The organism is Paenibacillus barcinonensis (genome assembly GCF_003217495.1).
In the GTDB taxonomy this organism is placed as follows: Bacteria; Bacillota; Bacilli; order Paenibacillales; family Paenibacillaceae; genus Paenibacillus; species Paenibacillus barcinonensis.
Genome location: NZ_QJSW01000020.1, coordinates 1 through 21522 on the forward strand (window position 1 = coordinate 1; position 21522 = coordinate 21522).

General features: G+C 45.1%; 19 protein-coding genes. 10 read left to right on the plus strand and 9 right to left on the minus strand.

Annotated features, from left to right (window positions below; all coding sequences use genetic code 11):
• Positions 1-765: 765 nt before the first annotated feature.
• Positions 766-1464, minus strand: coding sequence for a transglutaminase-like domain-containing protein (locus DFQ00_RS22520; protein WP_110898732.1), 699 nt, complete (start codon positions 1462-1464; stop codon positions 766-768).
• 29 nt (positions 1465-1493) lie between these two features.
• Positions 1494-2255 (minus strand): helix-turn-helix domain-containing protein, encoded by a 762-nt coding sequence (locus tag DFQ00_RS22525; RefSeq protein ID WP_110898733.1) that lies wholly within the window; start codon positions 2253-2255, stop codon positions 1494-1496.
• A gap of 177 nt (positions 2256-2432) precedes the next feature.
• Between DFQ00_RS22525 and DFQ00_RS22530 the strand changes: the two genes are divergently transcribed.
• On the plus strand, positions 2433-3188 hold the full coding sequence (locus tag DFQ00_RS22530; protein WP_110898734.1) for an SDR family oxidoreductase: 756 nt from the start codon (positions 2433-2435) through the stop codon (positions 3186-3188).
• Between the two features lie 125 nt (positions 3189-3313).
• Here the strand turns inward: DFQ00_RS22530 and ureC are convergent, their stop codons facing one another.
• Positions 3314-5026: an urease subunit alpha gene (ureC, locus tag DFQ00_RS22535; RefSeq protein ID WP_110898735.1), complete on the minus strand. Its 1713-nt coding sequence runs from the start codon at positions 5024-5026 to the stop codon at positions 3314-3316.
• Positions 5023-5649 (minus strand): urease subunit gamma, encoded by a 627-nt coding sequence (ureA, locus tag DFQ00_RS22540; protein WP_110898736.1) that lies wholly within the window; start codon positions 5647-5649, stop codon positions 5023-5025. Before ureA ends, ureC begins: the two co-directional genes overlap by 4 nt.
• 314 nt (positions 5650-5963) lie before the next feature.
• Between ureA and DFQ00_RS22545 the strand changes: the two genes are divergently transcribed.
• The 3 genes from DFQ00_RS22545 (at position 5964) to DFQ00_RS22555 (ending at position 9223) form a co-directional block, all read left to right on the plus strand.
• The gene (locus DFQ00_RS22545) at positions 5964-6824 is read left to right on the plus strand and encodes an AraC family transcriptional regulator (protein ID WP_110898737.1); all 861 of its coding nucleotides are present in this window, start codon (positions 5964-5966) and stop codon (positions 6822-6824) included.
• A gap of 209 nt (positions 6825-7033) precedes the next feature.
• On the plus strand, positions 7034-8122 hold the full coding sequence (locus DFQ00_RS22550; RefSeq protein WP_167433805.1) for a DUF418 domain-containing protein: 1089 nt from the start codon (positions 7034-7036) through the stop codon (positions 8120-8122).
• A gap of 120 nt (positions 8123-8242) precedes the next feature.
• Positions 8243-9223: an ROK family protein gene (locus DFQ00_RS22555; RefSeq protein ID WP_110898739.1), complete on the plus strand. Its 981-nt coding sequence runs from the start codon at positions 8243-8245 to the stop codon at positions 9221-9223.
• On the opposite strand, the gene DFQ00_RS22560 is transcribed toward DFQ00_RS22555, so the two are convergent.
• Positions 9207-10442 (minus strand): helix-turn-helix transcriptional regulator, encoded by a 1236-nt coding sequence (locus tag DFQ00_RS22560; protein WP_110898740.1) that lies wholly within the window; start codon positions 10440-10442, stop codon positions 9207-9209. The two genes, DFQ00_RS22555 and DFQ00_RS22560, sit on opposite strands and share 17 nt — an antisense overlap.
• A 264-nt stretch (positions 10443-10706) precedes the next feature.
• Between DFQ00_RS22560 and DFQ00_RS22565 the strand changes: the two genes are divergently transcribed.
• The 3 genes from DFQ00_RS22565 (at position 10707) to DFQ00_RS29630 (ending at position 14148) form a co-directional block, all read left to right on the plus strand.
• Positions 10707-12062: an MFS transporter gene (locus DFQ00_RS22565; RefSeq protein ID WP_110898741.1), complete on the plus strand. Its 1356-nt coding sequence runs from the start codon at positions 10707-10709 to the stop codon at positions 12060-12062.
• A 75-nt stretch (positions 12063-12137) separates the two neighbouring features.
• Positions 12138-13937: a beta-glucuronidase gene (gene uidA, locus DFQ00_RS22570; RefSeq protein ID WP_110898742.1), complete on the plus strand. Its 1800-nt coding sequence runs from the start codon at positions 12138-12140 to the stop codon at positions 13935-13937.
• A gap of 25 nt (positions 13938-13962) precedes the next feature.
• Positions 13963-14148, plus strand: a complete 186-nt coding sequence (locus tag DFQ00_RS29630) for a hypothetical protein (protein ID WP_110898743.1) — start codon at positions 13963-13965, stop codon at positions 14146-14148.
• A gap of 177 nt (positions 14149-14325) precedes the next feature.
• On the opposite strand, the gene DFQ00_RS22580 is transcribed toward DFQ00_RS29630, so the two are convergent.
• Both DFQ00_RS22580 and DFQ00_RS22585 read right to left on the minus strand, forming a co-directional pair.
• Complete coding sequence (locus tag DFQ00_RS22580) at positions 14326-15063, minus strand: AAA family ATPase (protein ID WP_229729791.1); 738 nt, start codon at positions 15061-15063, stop codon at positions 14326-14328.
• Positions 15064-15165: 102 nt separating this feature from the next.
• Positions 15166-15687 (minus strand): DinB family protein, encoded by a 522-nt coding sequence (locus tag DFQ00_RS22585; protein WP_110898803.1) that lies wholly within the window; start codon positions 15685-15687, stop codon positions 15166-15168.
• Positions 15688-16362: 675 nt separating this feature from the next.
• Here DFQ00_RS22585 and DFQ00_RS29635 point away from each other — a divergent pair.
• Positions 16363-16668, plus strand: coding sequence for a hypothetical protein (locus tag DFQ00_RS29635; protein WP_110898745.1), 306 nt, complete (start codon positions 16363-16365; stop codon positions 16666-16668).
• A gap of 310 nt (positions 16669-16978) precedes the next feature.
• Here the strand turns inward: DFQ00_RS29635 and DFQ00_RS22595 are convergent, their stop codons facing one another.
• On the minus strand, positions 16979-17776 hold the full coding sequence (locus DFQ00_RS22595; RefSeq protein ID WP_110898746.1) for a helix-turn-helix transcriptional regulator: 798 nt from the start codon (positions 17774-17776) through the stop codon (positions 16979-16981).
• Positions 17777-17995: 219 nt separating this feature from the next.
• Here DFQ00_RS22595 and DFQ00_RS22600 point away from each other — a divergent pair, with 219 nt between their 5' ends.
• A complete protein-coding gene (locus DFQ00_RS22600; protein WP_110898747.1) occupies positions 17996-19417 on the plus strand; it encodes a family 43 glycosylhydrolase in 1422 nt (473 codons plus the stop codon).
• A 120-nt stretch (positions 19418-19537) separates the two neighbouring features.
• Here the strand turns inward: DFQ00_RS22600 and DFQ00_RS22605 are convergent, their stop codons facing one another.
• A complete protein-coding gene (locus DFQ00_RS22605) occupies positions 19538-20446 on the minus strand; it encodes a helix-turn-helix domain-containing protein (RefSeq protein ID WP_110898748.1) in 909 nt (302 codons plus the stop codon).
• Positions 20447-20608: 162 nt separating this feature from the next.
• On the opposite strand from DFQ00_RS22605, the gene DFQ00_RS22610 reads away from it, so the two are divergent.
• Positions 20609-21487 carry a fumarylacetoacetate hydrolase family protein gene (locus DFQ00_RS22610; RefSeq protein ID WP_110898749.1) on the plus strand — a complete coding sequence of 293 codons (879 nt, stop codon included), beginning with the start codon at positions 20609-20611 and terminating at the stop codon, positions 21485-21487.
• Positions 21488-21522: the final 35 nt, after the last annotated feature.

Here is a 21522-nt window from a genome sequence, read left to right on the forward strand (position 1 = left end):
GTGGCAATTGCCGCTGTAGCGCGTGAACTGATGGGTTTTATTTGGGCGGTTGCCCGAACCATAGAACAGCCGAACGCCCAGTAATTGGTGTTGCACTCGCTCGAGACGTTCGTTACAAGGGGAAAGGGTAAAACCCGGAGCCTTACGCCCGGGGGTTCATGGAAAGGTTCGGGAGAGAATCTGTGTTGATCGTTTGCACCAGGCTCCTGTGTGAGCTGAACGTGCGTTTCTAGCTTACAACCGCTCTCCTTGACGAAGGCATACCATGTGGTAACCAACCCACGGATAGCAGCGTGCCAACCGTCGCTCGCATATGGACTCCCGCGCTTAGGGCTTCGGGCTAAATTGCATCATTTTTGTGTTGGGCTTGACTAAAACGTTCATAGCAACGATCTCAGATGAGCTTATTTAAGCAAAATAGAGCCTTCTGGAATTCTAACGATCCCCAGAAAGCTTATTTCACCGAAAACACAAGATAAACAGTCATCTTCTCATTAATTTCTAAAAATAAGCTCTCCTGGGATCGTTAGAAATGAAAAACGTTTGATTTCGCCTAAATAGCGTTTGTGGAGATCGTTAGAGAAGCAAGACTCCCCGGGACTACGATATATGGATTAACTTCACAAGCGGATAGCGGTTCATCCCCTTGAAAATTGGATATAAACCAGCTCATGCATGTCGCAACTAAAAAGGCATATGCAAACGGAACGAAACAGAGAATTTCCCCTGGATCGTTCCGCTTTTTGTTTCTGCCTAAGGTGAGGTTCAACCTTTCCTGATACGCCTGACATTTCTATTCATTAAATGCCGAACCAGGCAGCTGAATATCCTTCTTTTGATCGGACTTAACTTCTGAGGATGAAGAGTGAAGAATTGGTCGGGATGATCAAACGTGCCGAAATCCTGAACAATGCCTTCTTTTTGTACATAGGTATCATTCTCGTCCCAAAAAATAGCGGGATTCTGAAAATCATCCGTCGCTACGCCATAACCACAAAATGAGCCGGTGCATTCGTTAAACTTTTGCTGAAGCTTGGTCAGGTAAGGAAGATCCACAATGAAACCCTCTATATTTAACCACTTGTCGTTGTATAACACCTCAATCCAGCTATGGATAATCTCTTTCGGAGAAAGGTGATAATACCAGCCAGTCATTGCTCCTTTTTGCAATTGCTTATCAATCGTAAAACCGTGAATTCGGCAAGGGATGCCCAGCGCTCTGAGCAGTGCCATAAATAAAATGCCTTTGGTATTACATTGTCCATAGCCATCCTGCAATACTTCTGAAGCCGGAATATCATCCCTGCGATTATAACCAAATTCAATCTCGTCTCGAACATAGTTATACACGTGCAGGATCTGCTCTTTTACTGGAAGCGAAGCCCACTGACGTCTGCGAATGAGGTCCTGAATGGACGAATGATTGAAGTTTAACAATTCCGTTGGCTCGAGATCGTTGTTCATGATGAGCACCTCCTGCAATCATTGTATCGTCAGTGCAGGGAGGAAACTTGCAAAAACACGCTATCTTTACGAATGTCTTTGGCTGTCATACCCAACAATCGCTTACTTGTATTGGCAAAATGGGAGGGTGTATCGAAGCCGGCAGCCATGGCCGCGTCCGTAATACTCAGTCCTTCAAAAATCAGATAACATGCCTTCTGCAGCTTATGTAAGACGAGATAACCACTAAGGGATATTCCTGTATTTTCTTTAAACAGATGTGAGAGCCTGCTGCTCGAAAGACCAAACTGCTCAGCGTAAGTACGAATAGAGTGCTCCGAATCTGTGCATTGTTTCATATGTTGAATCAGTGCTTCGATTCGTGTATCCGTAATCGCCGGCGGAGTATAGTCGAGGTTAAACAGCGTCATGAGTTCTTGGAAAAACAAGCCGTAACTCTCGGCCGTATGAATTTGCGGCAAACGTTTTTTAATATATTCGGCCATGACCAGACTAAGCTCTGAAGGAAAATTGGCGTATGCCTGTTTGCCCATATAATGCTTAAAGGCCGCAGCTATGCTGGAGGTGCTGTCTATTAGAAGCAATACCAGAGGCTGTCCCAAACCTTGCAAACGATGAGTTACATTGGAATTAAGCACAATCCCGGAAGTACATATATGTTCTCCCTGAACTTCAATCTTAAAATCAGTTTCTAAAGCGATCGTAACTTGAATAAAGGTATGTTGGTGTGCCTCAGCATCAATGGTATTGGAATGTACCAGAATATGATGCTGTGCGCCGTATAAGTTCATCAAACAGGTATCACCTCATAGGGAAATTAAAACAATTATTACTTTCTATTAGAATACATCAGAAGTGTAATAGAAAGGGGAATCAACCATAAATGAAGCATTATCGTTTAATAAGTCAATTCGATTCACTATAATGGATAAGAACAATACACGGCTTTACATGAGGAGGTCAAGAGAATGACTCAAAACCAGAGAAAAATTGCAATCATCACCGGTGCCAGCGGCCCGAGAGAGATGGGAAGTGCCTTTTGCCGAAAGTTAGCTTCACGAGACATAGACATTTTCTTCACACATTACAAGGCTGATCCAGAGTGGATCATAGCATTTCACAAGGAAATAGAGGACATGGGTGTGCGTTGTGCGTCACTGGATGTTGATCTGGCTGAACGTTATGCAGCGAAGCAAGTATATGAACGTGCAGTTGAGAAGCTTGGTCAGCCCTCAATTTTGATTAATAATGCGGCTTATTGTGTAAACGCAGATTATCAGGACTTTGACGCTGACCTCATGGACAACCACTATGCCGTTAATATGAGATCTACTTTTCTCTTATGTACGATCTTTGCCCGTGATTTCGAAAAATCCAGACTAACCTCAGGCAGAATTATCAACATGACGTCTGGACAGGACATATCGCCAATGCCTGGTGAATTAGCGTATGTTGCGACCAAAGGGGCGATCTCTGCTTTTACCAAGTCCTTATCCCGCGAACTGGCACCACTCAAGATTACTGTAAACGCCGTAAACCCGGGGCCGACGGATACAACGTGGATGGATGACTCCATTCGTGATTATCTTTTGCCCAAATTCCCATTGGGACGAATCGGAGCGCCAGAGGATGCAGCCAACATCATTGATTTTCTGGTGAGTGAAGCAGGGGTGTGGATCACGGGTCAGGTGATTCATTCAGAAGGCGGCTTTATTCGGGAGTAGTCTGGAAAATATCATGAAAATAATTCAAAATTAAGGTCAAACGACAAAAAGCTCAGCTGCATCGGCTGGGCTTTTTTGAAGATTAATATAAAGCAATGAATAATTTCGATTACACTGTTATCATGTCAGCTCAGGAAATACCTTTGGGCCATCGGAAGTTCATCAACGGGCAGGCAATGCAATGTTTCTCCATTAACGGATACGGTGTAATTTTTCGGATCGACCATAATATTCGGTGTCTCTCCATTCAAAATCATATCTTTCTTGCTGGCTGCCCGACAGCCAGTCACAGGTTTTAATGACTTGCTCAATCCGAGAGGGGAGAGGGTGCCGGCATCAATGGAAGCCTGGGAAACAAAGGTCGCACAAATGGCTGAACGTGCCTTGCCATAGCTGCCAAACATAGGTCTGTACATGTACGGCTGTGGTGTCGAGATGGTGGAGTTTGGATCTCCCATCACACTATGAATAATCATGCCGCCTTTAATGACAAGCTCGGGCTTCACGCCGAAGAAGGCGGGTTTCCAGAGGACAAGATCGGCCATTTTACCGACTTCAATCGATCCTACATAAGTGGAGATGCCGTGGGTAATGGCCGGATTAATCGTGTATTTGGCAATATAACGTTTGACGCGCGCGTTATCTGCCTGGTTATCACCGGTAAGGGAGCCGCGTTGTTTTTTCATTTTATCCGCTGTCTGCCACGTTCTGATCGCTACTTCACCTACACGACCCATTGCCTGTGAATCCGAACTGGTCATACTGATCGCCCCGATATCATGTAAAATATCTTCCGCACCAATCGTCGTTTCACGAATTCGTGACGCGGCGAAGGCCACATCCTCGGGAATTTTGGGATCGAGATGATGACAGATCATAAGCATATCCAGATGCTCATCGACCGTATTTCGGGTGTAAGGCATGGTTGGACTGGTAGAGGAAGGCAGCACGTTAGGCATGGAAGCGACACGTAATAAATCCGGCGCGTGACCACCACCCGCACCTTCCGTATGATAGGTATGAATGGCACGACCGTTAAACGACCGCAGGCTGTCCTCTACATATCCGGCCTCATTCAGCGTATCGGTATGGATGTTCACCTGTATATCATACTGCTCCGCCACGCTTAAACACTTGTCAATCACATACGGTGTGCTGCCCCAATCCTCATGAATTTTCAATCCGCCGACGCCTGCAAGCACTTGCTCCCTCAGCGCTTCTGGTCTTGAACTGTTACCGCGGCCAAGCATCACAAAATTCATAGGAAGTGAGTCGAGCGCCTGCAGCATTCGTTCAATGTGCCATACACCCGAGGTACAGTTGGTCGCGAGTGTTCCCGTAGCTGGACCTGAACCTCCACCGATTATCGTGGTAACACCACTTTGCAGCGCAATCTCAATCTGCTGTGGAGAAATAAAGTGAACATGGCTGTCTACACCGCCAGCTGTCACGATCAAATTTTCACCAGAGATTACTTCTGTACCAACCCCGATATACATATTCGGATCAACGCCATCCATCACAAACGGATTCCCAGCTTTTCCAATACCCGCAATTAACCCATCCTTGATCCCGATATCGGCTTTGACGATGCCCCAGGTGTCTATAATGACAACGTTGGTAATGACGGTATCCAGCACACCTTCATCCCGTGTCGCCAGAGGGTGCTGGCCCATACCATCCCTGACTGTTTTTCCGCCGCCAAAAACACATTCATCTCCGTATACGGTAAAGTCTTTCTCAATCTCAATCTTTAACGAGGTGTCAGCGAGCCGAATCCGGTCTCCTGTCGTAGGGCCATACATGCTTGCATACGTTGCACGGTCAATGATGTTCATGATTCAACCCTCCCGTTCGTTAATCCGGCAAAACCATAGATTTCCTTCGTACCACCAATCTCAACCAGTGTAATCTCATGTGTTTCTCCCGGTTCGAAGCGAACGGAAAGACCTGAAGCAATATCCAGTCGATAGCCTTTGGTGCCTTCCCGGTCAAAGGCTAGGGAAGGGTTTGTTTCAAAAAAGTGAAAATGTGATCCGACCTGAATCGGCCGACTTCCCGTGTTGGTCACAGAACGCGTAATGCGTTTGCGATCAGGCAGCAGCACAATAGGATCGTCAGCGAATTCATACTCACCGGGTATAATCGCACCATCTATACGGGTAATGGGCTCATGCACGGTCACCAGCTTCGTTCCATCGGGGAACGTAGCTTCAATCTGAACCTCACTCAGCAGCTCGGCTACACCATCCATAACCTGTGTTGCAGTCAAAAGGTGACGTGCTTCTTCCATCAGCTGCTTTACGGTTTTTCCATCTCGCGCACCCTCGACAACAAACCCGGAAATATAAGCTGCGGCTTCCGGATAATTCAGTTGAACTCCCCGTTTCAGACGCTTTTCGGCCATATCCGCAGCCAGATACATTAGCAGTTTCTCACGTTCCTGTACGGTTAAGTGCATAGATAGCAGCTCCTTTGTAATCATTTCCAGTTCTTGCTTATGTCTGAAAATGTAACATGAGAATCGGTTCCAGTCAAACAAATATGTCAAATAACATAACATCATTAATTGGAATTGTGCGAGATGACAAACAGAGAGGACTTACGGAAAATATTTCGTAGTATACGGAGGGCAGATAAAGTATTCTTAAACTTGATGTTTGTCATACTCGACAATATGTTTCTGCAACATCCAATTACGAAACTAAAGTGTGCACAAATCGTTGCGAAACAGGACCGACAGAACACTATACTTTGATCGAGAGGAGGAATCAGATGGATTGGCTGATGAAAATGAACCGCGCTCTGGATCATATTGAAATGAATCTAGCGAATGAGATTGTGCTAAAAGACATTGCTCAGTGTGCCTGCTGCTCGTCCCATCAATTTCAGCGAATGTTCTCGTTTATCACTAATGTTTCACTTGCAGAGTATATAAGGAGAAGGCGGCTTACTCTGGCGGCCATCGAACTTCAGAACAGCGATACCAAAGTGGTTGATATTGCAGTCAAGTACGGCTTCGAATCTCCAGTATCATTTGCAAGAGCATTCTATGCGTTACATGGTGTGAATCCTGCCAAGGCTAGAGAAGAAGGAACAGCCCTCAAAGTCTATCCGCGGCTGTCCTTTCTCATCTCGATTAAAGGGGCTGAGCCTGTGAATTATCGGATTGAAACCAAAGAGAGCTTTGAAGTGTTTGGATTGGAGCGCATATTCAGTCTAAATGGACAAGAAACTCCGGCTGACTTCTGGAAGCAAAGTCATGAGAATGGTGAGGTTGAGCGCCTTGCTGCGCATGCAGGAGGAGTGCCTGATTTCTTGAATCCGCACTATTACCAGGTTCATTCGGTGTGTAGTTATACAGCGACGGAGGAAGAGACATTTCCATATATGCTGTGTGCTTTCAAAAAGGAAACAAGCACAACCGAAGAGTACACGGTAATCAGTATACCTGTGTATACTTGGGCGATCTTTCCATCCGAGCCGTTTACTTGGGATCAATTTGATGGGGTCATGGAGACGTTATACCAACGTTTCTTTACCGAATGGCTCCCTACGGCGGGATATGAGCAGGTGAACGGTTTGGAATTCGAAATTACAGGAAGTAAGGATGGGCGGCAATTTGCAGAACTTTAGTTTGCTGTACGCAAAATAACCAATTAAACAGAAATGTCTAATGACAAGAGCCGCCAGATTAGCGGCTTTTTTTGTGTCGAGGACCTTGATCTAACACGCTTGAGAAAAGTTCGGCGCATGACTTGACCTTAGGTCTGTCCCAAGCCTTATGCTTCATGTTGTGTTTGCAACGGCAAACATTATTGAGATGCAGAAGGGGAGGTTACAGCATGAACGTACATACGACAAAAGGAAGAATTTTCGGACTGGACTTGGCAAGAGCTCTGGCTGTCATTGGTATGATCCTGGTCAATTACAAGCTGGCGATGAATGCACAAGCGGCAGGACCGGATTGGCTGCAGACCATAACAGGGCTTTTCGAAGGGCGGGCTTCTGCGTTATTTGTCATTCTTGCAGGCATAGGAGTAGCGTTAATGACGGCCAAAGCGAGAGCTTCGGAAGGCGAGACTCTACTTCAAACGACACAACGACTACTATTTCGCAGAGCTGGATTTCTGTTTGTTACAGGCATGATGTTGCTACTCATCGGTTGGAGTGCAGACATTCTGCATTATTATGCGGTCTTCCTTGTCATTGCCGCTATGTTAATCAAAACATCCAACTCACATCTGCTCATCGGTACAATAGGCACAGTGATCGTGTCAATCCTTCAATTAATGATGTTGGACTACAGCTACGGCTGGTTGGAGAACTACCATCAATATGAGATATTGTGGACATGGAGCGGATTCACACGCAACCTGCTGTTTAACGGGTTTCACCCCATTTTCCCGTGGCTGGCATTTTTCCTGTTAGGCATGTGGGTGGGCAGAATTGGCTGGCTGACTCAGCGAAAAACCAGAGTGCGTCTGCTTCAGATCTCAGCAAGTGTTGCCGTAATTACCGAGATGGTTTCCGCATGGCTGGTTCATCGTTTCACCACTACACTGAGCTTCGAGGCAGCGCAGTCACTATTCGGCACCAAGCCCATGCCACCGAACCCGATATATTTCATCGCGGCAGCTTCATCCGCACTTGCCATGTTAGTGATTTGCATTGAAGTAGCCGAGAGATGGAGGGAGAGAATGTCGGTGCAGGCATTGATCAGCACAGGACAACTTTCACTTACACATTATGTTGCCCATGTTATGATTGGACTTGTTCCACTTCAATTAACAGGACAATTGGAAAATGGTAGTGTGGTGTTCTCAACCATCTATGCGTTGATATTTTACGTTGCCGCGATTGTCTTTTCATACTATTGGAAAAAACGTCATAGCCGCGGACCATTGGAACAACTAATGCGGAGATGGGAATGAGTACATGTGAAGGACAGACTCTATTCATCGTGTAGGTTTATATGGTTTAATAACGTGTAGATTTATATAGTTTAATATATTGAATATTTCTAATAAACAGAATCGGGGAACTGAACTGCAATGAGTAAATATATTATCGGGATCGATCTGGGCGGTACCAATATCAAATCCGCTATTTTCACGACGGAATTCAAGAAAATTCACGAACGAAGCGATGCAACAGAAGCAGATCAAGGCCCCATTCATGTACTGAATAAAATGGTGAACATTGCAAAAGAGATGATGCTGCTTGTCGGAATCCAGCCGGATGCAGTTCAATGCATGGGAATTGGTGTACCGGGATTGTTGGACCCCGAAACGGGCAACTCTGTTTTTTCGCCTAATTTTCCTGAATGGGAGAATATTCATGTGGTAAACCACATGAAACAGCATTTTGAGTTTCCAGTGTTTATTGATAATGATGTGCGCGTAAATCTATATGGTGAATGGTTGTTTGGTGCGGGTGTCGGGTATCGCAACATGGTGCTGATTACATTGGGCACCGGGTTGGGTTCTGGTATTGTCAATGACGGCAAGGTGATCTATGGTACAACCTCCAGTGCCGGGGAAATAGGTCATATGAATATGTACAGAGAGGGTCGCGCTTGCCGCTGCGGAAGCTCAGGCTGTTTGGGAAGATATGTATCGGCTATCGGCATGGTCAGAACATTGACGGATAAGCTTGATGCAGGCAAGCTTAGTATCATTACAGAATGGGTAGAGGGAGACCACACCAAAATTACAGCTCACATGATCTCGGATGCGTACGACCTTGGCGACACACTTGCCATGGAGGTTATGCATGAAACAGGAGAGATTCTTGGATTTGGCCTGGCCAACGTAATCAATCTGTTGAATCCGGAAGGGATTATCGTAGGCGGAGGCATGTCAGCAGCAGGTGATCGTCTTCTCAACAGCGTTCGGGACACCGTTCGAAAGCATTCATTACAGCTCGCTTCAGGCGCTTGTACAATCGTACAGGCGAAGCTGGGTGGACAAGCCGGGATGATTGGTGCTGCTGCTTATGCAAGCCGCAGGACGTCTGTTATTTTTGGTCCTTGAATTGTTTCGGCGTACAGCCTGTATAGGTTTTGAACACTTTCGCAAAATAACTCTGATCATTAAAGTTCAAAAGAGTAGCGATCTCCGCCAGAGAATAATTAGAATATGTCAATAAATTTTGAGCCTCTTCTATTTTGGTCTTCAATATAAATTGGGATATGGAGATCCCTACTTCTTTTTTGAACAGATTGGATAAATAATTAGGATGAAGTGAGGTCAGTTCAGCCAGTCGCGCAATGGTGATCCGTTCATGCAGGTGATTGAAGATGTAATCTTGACAAATATTAATAGGTTTGGAGTATTTATTTTTTTTGCTATGTTCCACACGCTTCGTAAAGTCCAGCAAGGCATCCTCCATCAAATCATCCACCGCTTTACTATCCGTCAACTCCTCAAGTTTAAGAATATACAGATCACTGAGATTGTAAGCAATTTCTTGAAATACACCACCTTCTACCGCTGCTCTGGTTGCAAGCGTAATAAGGGAGATAGCCAGATTTTTCTGACTTCTGACATAACTGGTTTTAGACAGAACGCTTTTCTTGCCTTGTTTATGGATGGAATGGAAGGTTTCCAGCACTTTATCCATTCTGCCTAACCGAATATAATCCAGCAGTTTTTTCTCTTTATGCATCTCGGTGTGTATGAGGTTATTTTGGCGCGCATCCATAATTTGATGATACGGGTGCTCGATTTCCAGTGCTGCTTTTCTCCAGTCATCCTTCTCCAGATTACCCAATACATCAGCCAGCGTTAACTGCTCCTGATAGAGCATGAAATATACAACCATCGCAAAATTGATAAATGTGTAATTGCTCATTACAGGTACATGGTCATAGTAGACACTCAGTTCCTTATTATTTGCCTTGGTTAACAGATCACTTAATGTGACATGAATGATGGACTCGGTCATTTTAAAATGAATCACAGGTCCCGCAACGAGGCGTCCTATCCGCTGATCGTCAGCAAAGAGGTTTATAGCAAAAAACTTCTCCAGATAGACCGTTTCCCGAATAATCGGATACCGCCGATCCTCCGTGCCATCAAACAACGCTGCGATCATCTCGTGATCCGAGGAAAACAGAGGATTATGTTCAATATTCACAGGAATGCGATAATGCAGTTTATCATGCTCTCCGAAATAGTAGAAGGGTATACTGTATAAATGATGGGCCACCGTACATATAAACTCCAGATGTTCATCCGTAAAGCTTTGCACGTCAAAACCTCCAATTCAATTCATTCCTATCAAAATCAAACGTGAATCATCCGATTAATCTGTGAAAAATACCATATCAAACAGCTCATACCGATTATAATTTTCCATGAAATCGATTTCAAGCATAGATTCGAAGGAGGTCACATCACTGGAACTTGCGTAAAGAGCTATTGTATTCCATAAATTGAGAGCGTTATCATTCTGTCTTATATCATCAATGATCTTCAGAGATATGCCCAATTAAACAAAAAAAGGTGGTTTACTATGCGTCCATTCGGATATAAAGATAAATTCGGTTATTTGTTTGGCGATTTCGGGAATGATTTCTTTTTTGCATTGGTAGCTTCATTTCTAATGGTGTATTACACGGACGTATTCCATATTCATCCTGCAGCGGTGGGGGGCTTGTTTTTGTTAGCACGCTTATGGGATGCAGTAGCGGATATTACCTGGGGGCGTTTTATTGATACGAGAAAAGCATCAAAGCATGGGAAGTTCAAGCCCTGGATTTATCGTATGTCCTTCCCGCTGGTCATCTCGGGTGTGCTTATGTTTGTATACATCCCGGGAATGTCCGACGGATTCTATCTTGCCTATGCTTATGTGACTTATATCTTGTGGGGAACGTTGTACAGTACGGTCAATATTCCCTACGGCTCTATGGCTTCGGTTATTACCGCAGACCCTGTAGAGCGAACCGTGCTGTCCACCTGGAGATCACTCGGTGCAACTCTCGCTCAGCTTATCGTTGGCGTGCTTGGCCCGCTGCTGATGTTTGTGAATAATGAAGCGAATGCCAATCGATTCCTGATGGGTGCTGTCATTTTCGGAGTTTTGTCAATCACGTCGTATATGGCATGTTATAAACTGTCCATCGAACGTGTTGTCATGGATGAGAACGAGAAGCCCAACACAAACTTGAAGAAAACATTACAGGGGCTGCTGAAAAACAAACCGCTGATCATTTTCCTGATCGGATCATTAATATTTTTAATCAATCTCATGCTGATTGGTACTGTAAACACGTACTTGTTCAAGGATTATTTTGGTAACGCGCAGCTGTTAAGTGTGCTCAGCCTCGTTCAATCGGCAACGATATTTATCGGCATGCCCTTGGTTAAACCGCTAGTCGCAAAATTTGGTAAAAAAGAAGTCGCCGCGACCGGATTTTTACTTTCAACGGTGATCTATTTGCTTTTGTATCTCATTCCTGATCTGTCGGTGGTGCAATATATGATCATTTTGTCCGTCGGTTTGTTTGGTTACGCTCTGTTTAATCTGATCAGCTGGGCATTTATAACCGACCTGGTCGACTATCATGAGTATTTGACAGGGCTTCGAGAGGACGCTACGATTTACTCTATTTATTCCTTTTCACGCAAAGTCGGACAGGCTGTTGCCGGAGGGATCGGAGGTGTAGCCGTTGCTGCCGTTGGATATAACGCTTCACTGCATGTGCAGACTGCGGAGACACTTAAAGGGATTTACCTGTTGGCAACACTTGTACCCGCAATCGGATTATTTCTTGTCTTTGTATGTATTGCCGTGCTGTATCCTTTAAACAAAAAACGTACAGCTCAACTTGTAAGCGATATCAATGCGAAGAGAATGAGCAATTAACTGACCAACAATATGTACAGTGAAAGGAGGTAGAGCAAGAGTACCTTTTTAAAAGAAAATGAAGGAGATGTTCATATGTTATACCCTATACTTACCGAGACTCGCAACGTGATTGATCTGAACGGAATATGGAATTTCAAACTCGATTCAGGTCAGGGATTTCAGGAGAATTGGCAGCAGGAAAAGCTAAAAAACACCCTATGCATGGCTGTGCCTGCTTCATATAATGACATTGGAGTAAGTGCAAAAATTCGTGATCACGTGGGCTGGGTGTGGTATGAGCGAGACATCACCATTCCGGATTTGTTAACCAGGGAGAGAGTGGTTTTACGGTTTGGTTCGGTCACTCATGCTGCGAAAGTGTATGTGAATGGCAATTTTGTAGTGGAGCACAAGGGCGGATTTCTGCCTTTTGAAGCTGTGATTAACCCTTATCTGCAAAGAGGGAAAAATCGGTTAACCGTTGCTGTCCATAATGTTGTGGACGAAACTACCTTACCTGTCGGTTCAGTTGTTGAGAAACACATCGCCGGAGTAGGGAAGGTCATGCAGAACCTGCCTAATTTCGATTTTTTTAATTACGCTGGTCTTCATCGTCCCGTTAAAATATACACCACTCCTGCAACTTACATCCAGGACGTCACCATCGTTACTAAATTGGATGGACGCGTTGATTACGCAATCAAAATTGACGGTTCGGCCGCAGTTAGAGTGAAAGTGAAAGTACTGGACGAATCAGGAGCGGTTGTGGCAGAATCTGCAGGGGCATCAGGTCTGGCACACATTCCAGACGTCAGGTTGTGGGAGCCGCTAAATGCCTACTTGTACACGCTTCACATTGAACTGGAAACGGAATCTGAAAATGAAACCGTAGATGTCTATGAACAGCCATTCGGGGTGAGAAGTGTTGAGGTAAAGGAAGGCAAGTTCCTCATTAACAACAAACCGTTCTATTTCAAAGGATACGGCAAACACGAGGATACCGCGATGCATGGCAGAGGTTTTGATGAAGCAGCCAACGTACTCGATTGTAACCTGATGAAGTGGAGTGGGGCGAATTCATTCCGCACCGCGCACTATCCATATTCGGAAGAGATGATGCGGCTGGCCGATCGGGAGGGCTTTGTTGTTATTGACGAGGTGCCCGCAGTGGGTATGCATCTGAACATGCTGGTTCTCCATCGCGGCGGGGTGTTGAAAAATACGTGGGATGAACTGGAAACGTTTGAACATCATCAAGACGTAATTCGGGAGCTCATTCAGCGGGATAAAAATCACCCATGTGTCGTCATGTGGAACATCGCTAATGAGCCTGCTTCAGAAGAAGAGGGCGCCTACGAATACTTCAAACCGCTGGTGGAGTTAACCAGAGCATTAGATCCGCAGAAGCGTCCGATTACGATTGTTACCCAAATCGAATCGTCGCCGGAGAAGGATCAGATTGCAGAGCTGCTGGATATGCTAACCTTCAATCGTTATTACGGATGGTATGTGGATGGCGGGGAACTGAACCTGGCAAAACAGAAACTTCGAGCCGAACTCAATGGGTGGCTAAAAAGATGTCCACACACACCTATGATGATGACAGAGTATGGTGCAGATACCGTTGCCGGATTACATGATGTCGAGCCCGTTATGTTTACTGAAGAGTACCAGGTTGAATTCTACAAAGCCAACCATGAAGTGTTCGATGAGTTTCCACAGTTTGTTGGAGAACAGGTTTGGAATTTTGCTGATTTCGCAACAAGTCAGGGCATCATTCGAGTGCAGGGCAATAAAAAAGGCATTTTCACCCGTGATCGTAAACCAAAGGCAATTGCACATGAGCTTAAAAGACGCTGGACAAGTATCCCGGATTTCTACTATAAGGGTTAAAAAGAAGTATACACAATAGAGAACAGTGGAATTAAGAGGAATAACTATACGCAGGAAAAGCAGAAAGAAAACGGCTAAGAAAACAGATAAGAATAAAGATAAAGATAAAACAAAGATAAAAAAAGATAAAACAAAGATAATAGAGATGAAGACAGCTCATCATATAAAGTGGCTGTCTCTTTCTCATGGAAATAGAATAAAAATAGAATAGGGGATTTAGTATATCATTTATATCACTCGCTGCTTCCAGGGTATAACGCTCGCTGAGTGACAGGAATTGATCAAAGCAAAGACCTACCCGCGTCTATCATGTCAAAATTGCTGCTCATGCTCTTCTTTTTACATTATCCCGTATTCTTCGTTATTTGCTTGCTTATGCTAGTGCCCTTTAGCCCTCAGAGTCAGCTTCCTCAAATAACTGTTGAAGCATCTTATCCTTGTTGTTCAGAAATTGCTTCATGATCTGATAATGATCTGTTTCCTCCAACGTCTGGAGCTCGATGCCCTCTGAAGTCAGATTAAAGATCTGTGAATCCGGGTACGCCATTAAAATAGGGGAATGGGTAGCAATGATGAATTGTGAGTTTTGCTGCACCAGTTCATGAATACGAGCGAGCATAGCCATCTGGCGCAGTGGTGACAAGGCCGCCTCGGGCTCGTCCAGAATATACAGACCTTGGCCCCCGAAACGATGTATAAACGTAGCAAAAAAAGACTCTCCATGAGATTGCTCATGTAAAGATTTTCCCCCGTACGAATCTTTTATCGGAGGTCCATACGAAGGCTCGTTGTCCAATTCATCGATCGTTGTCGCCAGATTATAATAACTTTCAGCCCTGAAAAAGAAGCCGTCCCTGGGACGCCGCGACCCTCTGACCAGTTGGATATACTGAAACAGATCGGAATGCGTGGCCCGGGTAGAAAATGAAAAATTCATCGTTCCGCCTTCGGGATTAAATCCCCAGGAGACAGCAATAGATTCCATCAGCGTAGACTTGCCCATTCCATTTTCACCAACGATATACGTGACCTTGGGGTGGAAATTCAGCGTATGTAGATGTTGAATTACGGCCAAGTCAAACGGATATTGATCAAAAGCAGCAATTTGATCACGCTTCAGCCGAATCTGGCTTAAATAAGATGCAGATAAGTTCAACTGGCTTCACTCCAGACGATAAAATAGATGGGCTGTTGTCGTCATTCTCACTTCTATACTGCCATTGGTGCGTTATACACGTACTTCATAACGATCACGAAGAACAGATAAATGATGCAGCTCATGTCCGGTGATCACCCAAGCAATTGCACGGGCAGTAGTCGAGTAATCATTGACGACTCCTGTGCGCAGCCATGCTTCAGGACTAAGGCGGCGAAGCATGAGCAGGGTAGAATGCCGAACAGCTTCATATTCTTCTGCCAGATCGGCCACAGTATACGAGTCAAATGGATGACTGCCCATCAGTGTGTCCTGATCATATCCCGGAAGCGATGTCATATCACCTCTCGCTACCCGCAGCAAACGACCGCTCATAATACGTTCATTGTCAATAAGATGGCCGAAAACCTCCTTAACGCTCCATTTCCCTTCGGCATAGCGGTAATTGGCTTGATCCTCAGTCAAGGAGGAAAGGGATGCCAGCACTTGTTTGGCTTGCTTCTCAAGCAGTTCCAACACATTGCCTTCAGGAACTTGACGAATGTATCCTTCATAAAAGGAAGCATATTCTTGTGGTTCAGGTCTTTCGTTCATGTGGTTGTTGTTCGTATTCATGCTATAACCCCTTTAATAGAATTGATTTTGTTTATTTTACCATTAATCAAGATAGAACCCCAGCGCAGATCACATTCATAGCATGATGTTAAGGTTAGAGTCCGTCATGGTTACAATATTGGTGCACGTTCTCTTTTGAATTCTCTTTTGGACTCTGGTTCGGATTTAACCCTTCATTTATCGGAAACTCCAATGGATTATTTTCTCCAATTATCGGATCTACCTGCCAAACACCGATTTATCAGCAGCATTTCTCAGAAGAACCTACTTACTACTTAGCTAGACTATCTGCTTGCTCTAACGAATCCAGATGAGCTTATTTGAGCAATATTGGGCCCTCTCAAATTGTAACGATTCCCACAAACCTTATTTCGCTGAAATTGCAAAATAAACACCCATTTTCCCACCAAATGCCGAGAATAGGGTCCCCTCGATTCGTTAGAAATGAAATACGTATAAAATCGGCCAAATAGCGTTACCTGAGATCGTTAGAGAAAATAGAGCTTTTTACAGCATCGGCGGAGCATGTCAATCTTGAAAGGAGCAAGTTTAAAGGGGTAAGTTTAGTGGTGCATTTTTACAGATTCGCATTATAATATACAGATCACGGTCAATAACATTTTTCTGAAAGGAGGGATCGACATCATTACACCGATGCAAGGCTACATTATTATTTTTGGATCTATTTTTCTATTCATTCTGATTTATATAGGAATTCCGGCTATCTTAATCTTTACAACCTATATGATGTTCCAAAAACGCAAAAAGCTTAACCAAGCGACAGCTCAAAACCAACTGAATCAACTAAACAATCCAGACAGCCCAAACAACGTGGACCACCTGAACAACGTAGACAAATTAGATAACCCAAACCATGTAGAAAATCTAGACAATGTAGACAATCCAGATCATTTGAACACACCTAAGCTTCATATGCACCAATACAAAGTTAAACCCTAGCAAGCAGCAGACTATCCAACGTGAGACCTATGATAAAAACTTTTAACCCAGATACATAGTCCACCACCAAGCCGCCGTTAATTCGGTGGTTTTTTCATTTTACAGAATTCAGCATAAGCTGATACATATAAGAAGCATATGAGGATTGATCAATAATCCATCAGTATACATCATTGCAACTGTATGCCCGATACCTTACCCTGAATATATTAGTAACCGCTACCATCACATAAGTCAGAAGGGATCTGAACATAGGCTGAGCGTAAATACAAAATGAAATAACCTTCAACTGTCTATTTCGTTCATCAAACTATTGATCAAGATTGGCTCTGTCCGTCAAAACATTGACGCTCTGCTGCTTGAATCGCTTGGGTGATACCCCTGTGATCTGTTTAAACTGTCTGCAGAAATGCTCCACATTGCGGTACCCGCAGCGATCAGCGATTTCAGCTACCGAGTAAAGGTAATGCCTGAGGTATTCTTTGGCTAAACGAATGCGGCTGTGGATGACATCATCCATACACGATACACCAAAGGATTTCTTATAAATCAGCTGCAAATACCCTGGACTGATACTCATCGTTTTGGCCATGGCCGCAACCGTCCATGGGTGACCGGGATTGTTGTGAATCGCCGTCCGCAGTTTCATTAGAGGATAATGCTGCGGGCCAATATTCTCAAGAACACAGGACTCCAGCAGCTTGTTAAACAGCGTTCGAAGCAAAAAATCCATCGAGGCTTCCTGGTAATCCTTCTTGAAAGAATGCTCTGCCACCAGTAACTGGAACAGCTTGTGACAATATTCAGGATCATCTAACGGGAATGGCTTCCCGCGCGGGAGGCGGCTTTCGGTGATATAAGGCTCATCACTATGCAAACGAATCCAATCGTTTACATACTGCTCCGCACACGCACGATAATAGATTTTCTGATGGGGTGCATATAGAACAGCATGATGGGGCGGATATTCCTTCAGCTCACCATCTACCCAGAACTGTGCCGCCGTCTTTGTGATGACCAAAAGCCAGCAATCATGCCCTTCGGGCACATCAAACACAAACCCACTGTGATGTACCGCATCATGCTCAACGTAAAAAATAGTATTCATTGTTTGTTCTTCACCTTTACCATACAGGCTGTGGAATTGATATGAACTTGGACACTGTTATTCCTGTTTTCTATTATACGGTTACTTCTGCTCTATATTAAACGGAAGTTTGTCTTAAACGCTCGGCAAATACATTCATTTATTTTCATCTAAACCTTTAATCAATATCTTCAATATCTTTTCAACTTCAATTTCTTTTCAATAAGGAGTGCATCTCGAATGAAAAAGCAAGCGTTTAACCCTTACCTGCCAGCGTGGGAGTATGTTCCTGACGGTGAGCCTTACGTATTTAACGACAGAGTATATGTGTACGGGTCGCATGACCGTTTTAACGGGCATGTGTTTTGCCTGAACGATTATGTATGCTGGTCTGCATCAATAGACGATCTTGGTAACTGGCGCAATGAGGGCGTCATTTATTTGAAAACAGATGATCCGCTGAACCCGGATGGCCATATGTGTCTGTACGCGCCCGATGTAACGGTAGGGCCGGACGGACGTTATTATCTATTTTATGTGCTGGATAAAGTTCCAGTTGTTTCCGTTGCTGTGTGTGATACACCCGCTGGTAAATATGAATTCTATGGTTACGTAAAATATGAGGATGGCACCCGGCTTGGAGAACGAGAAGGGGATGAGCCGCAGTTTGATCCCGGTGTGCTGACGGAAGGACAGCTGACTTATCTGTATACCGGCTTCTGTGCACCTGGCGATCATTCCAGACACGGCGCCATGGCAACCGTACTTGGACCGGACATGTTAACGATTGTGGAGGAACCCGTTTTCATCGCACCAAGTCAGCCGTACAGCGAGGGAAGTGGATTCGAAGGACATGAATTTTTTGAGGCACCTTCGATCCGCAAGAGGGGGGACCTGTACTATCTCGTTTATTCCTCGATTGTGATGCATGAATTATGCTACGCCACCAGCACATCCCCAACGGCAGGTTTTGAATACGGGGGCGTAATTGTGAGTAACTGTGATCTCCACATCGATACTTACAAACCGGCCGATATGCCGATGTATTACGGAGGCAACAATCACGGCAGCATTATCGAAATGAATGCAGACTGGTATATTTTCTATCACCGGCACACTAATGGAGATGCATTTAACAGGCAGGGCTGCATAGAGAAAATTTCATTTCAAGAGGACGGATCGATTCCTCAGGTGGAGATGACCTCTTGTGGCGCCAATGGAGGCGCACTTGAGGGTAAAGGACAATATCCTGCGCACATTGCATGCAATCTGTTTACTCGTGATGATCAAACATACACCGGAGGTTTCGGTGCAGGGGCCTGGCTGGACAGTCGCTTTCCGAAAATTACACAGGACGGCAGAGACGGTGATGAGGAGATCGGGTATATTGCCAATATGGTTGATTCAGCAACAGCAGGTTATAAATACTTCCATTGTCATGGCATTCGCCAGGTTACACTGAGGGTAAGAGGATACTGCAGCGGAGCTTTCGAGGTGAAAACCTCATGGGACGGCCCGGTTCTGGGAACCATCCCGGTTCACTTTACCAATGAATGGAAGGCCTACACCGCGCCAATCAACATCCCGGACGGCACACAAGCATTGTTTTTTACTTATAGAGGAAATGGCGGAGCGAGTCTTGCTTCATTTGCCTTGGAATAAGATGTTAGGCGGACTTCAAAGAATGCCTCAGGAGAAGCGGTTACACACCTTTTCCGGCATGTGATGTATGTCTGCATCATGTGGTGGGTGGAAAGCAGCTAGTGGAGAGTCAATCGTCCATTAGCTGCTTTTTTCATGCTCTGCCTGCTGTGAATGGCTGCGAAACTCGCTTGGTGCAATGCCCGTCCACCGCTTGAATTGACGACTGAAATGCGCATTGGTCTTATACCCCAGCATCATGGCAATATGGTCGATCGTCAGATCCGTCTGTTTAAGGAGCCGCTGTGCTTCGTTCAGAAGTGTCTCGGATAAAAATTTGCGTGGCGGCTGACCATAGACTTCACGAAAGATTCGATTCACCTGAGATGTGCTCATATTCAGCGATTTGGCGATATCCTGAATCCATGTACGGTTATTCTCCTGAATCTCGCCATGCAGATGAATGTAGTTTACTGAATCCTCGATGTGCTCCGCGATCTGATGGGCAATGATTTCTTTTCTGGATAATGTAACGGAGGCGTGATCCGATAACTGTCCAACCAGCGAGCCAAGCAGCTCAAATACTGCAGCATGCACCTTCATCTGTTTGGAGGAGGATAATGAATCGGACAAATGCTCCGTAGACAGCTCGTATAATGCAGACAGGGAGGCCGATAATCCCGTGGCCAGATTGGAAACAGCCGGATAATAGATATCATTACAACGGTTGAGCTCCCGGCAGAAGGATGTATCATGCACACTGAAATGCACTGAAAAATAACTGAAGCCCTCTGGCCCTGCGCCTGTACAGGAATGGGTCATTCCAGGGCGGATGAACAACAGGTCACCCTTGGACTGCTTGTAAAGCTGCCCATTAACCACCATATCCATCTTCCCCTCCATCATCCAGTGTATTTCATACATTGTGTGCTCGTGAGATGGATAAGTCCAGTTCGAATCTGCCTTTCGGGCATGCAGACCCATGAGTTGAAACGACATGCGAACATCAGGAAGACGGCCCAGATACATCGCTTCCGCATGTTTGGTCATACCAGCTCAGCTCCTTTGTCGAATAAATATAACCTTATCTTACCAGAAAAATAATGCGTGAAAAGGGTAACTCTTCGGATGAATTAGAGCATCGTCATGAGACATTCATGATGCTAAGGTATAATTATCAACCCGCCAAGGGAAAACAGGGGGCACGCTTACATGCGAATTATTCGATTTCTGGATGGAGAACAGAAGTGGCTTGCAGCCGTTACGGATGACGAACAAGCCTATCGTTTGCCACAAGCCGATTTCATCACACTAATCCATCAGTCCAGAGAGCAGGGGATATCTCCAGTACAGCTTGTTGAAAGCGCTCTTAAACCCGTGAACCGTTTGACAGAGGATTGGACATCCCTGCATTTTATTAATCCAATTGACGCACCGGAGGTGTGGGCTGCGGGTGTGACGTATCAGCGAAGCCGGGAAGCGCGTAATTATGAAGCGACAGACGGCAAGCTGGATGCAAACACCTTTTACGATAAGGTCTACGATGCAGAACGGCCGGAAATCTTTTTCAAATCAACAGCTGCCCGGACCGTGGGTCCTAATGAAGCCGTAACACTCCGCAGCGATTCCACCTGGCAGATTCCAGAGCCCGAGCTAGGGCTGGTCATTACCGCAGATGGCAGCATTGTGGGATACATCGTTGGCAATGACATGAGCTGCCGGGACATCGAGGGTGAAAATCCGTTGTATCTGCCACAGGCCAAAATATGGCGCAGCTCCTGCGCTATTGGTCCAGCTATACGTTTGGCAGAAACGGTAGCTAATCCTTATGATCTTGACATCGTCTGCGAAATCTATCGCGATAGCAAGGTTGTGGTGAATAGTGAGGCAAGTACAAGCGAATTAAACCGGAAGCTGGATGAGCTGGTTTCCTTTTTGGCAAGAGATAATGATTTGTTTGACGGAACCGTGCTGCTGACAGGTACAAATATCGTACCGCCTAACGATTTTACACTTCAGCCAGGAGACCGCATTGAAATTACGATCAGCGGCATCGGCACACTGGTGAATCCTGTTATTTCAAACCGATAATCGATGAATTCGAACAAATGAACAGGGAGGATGAG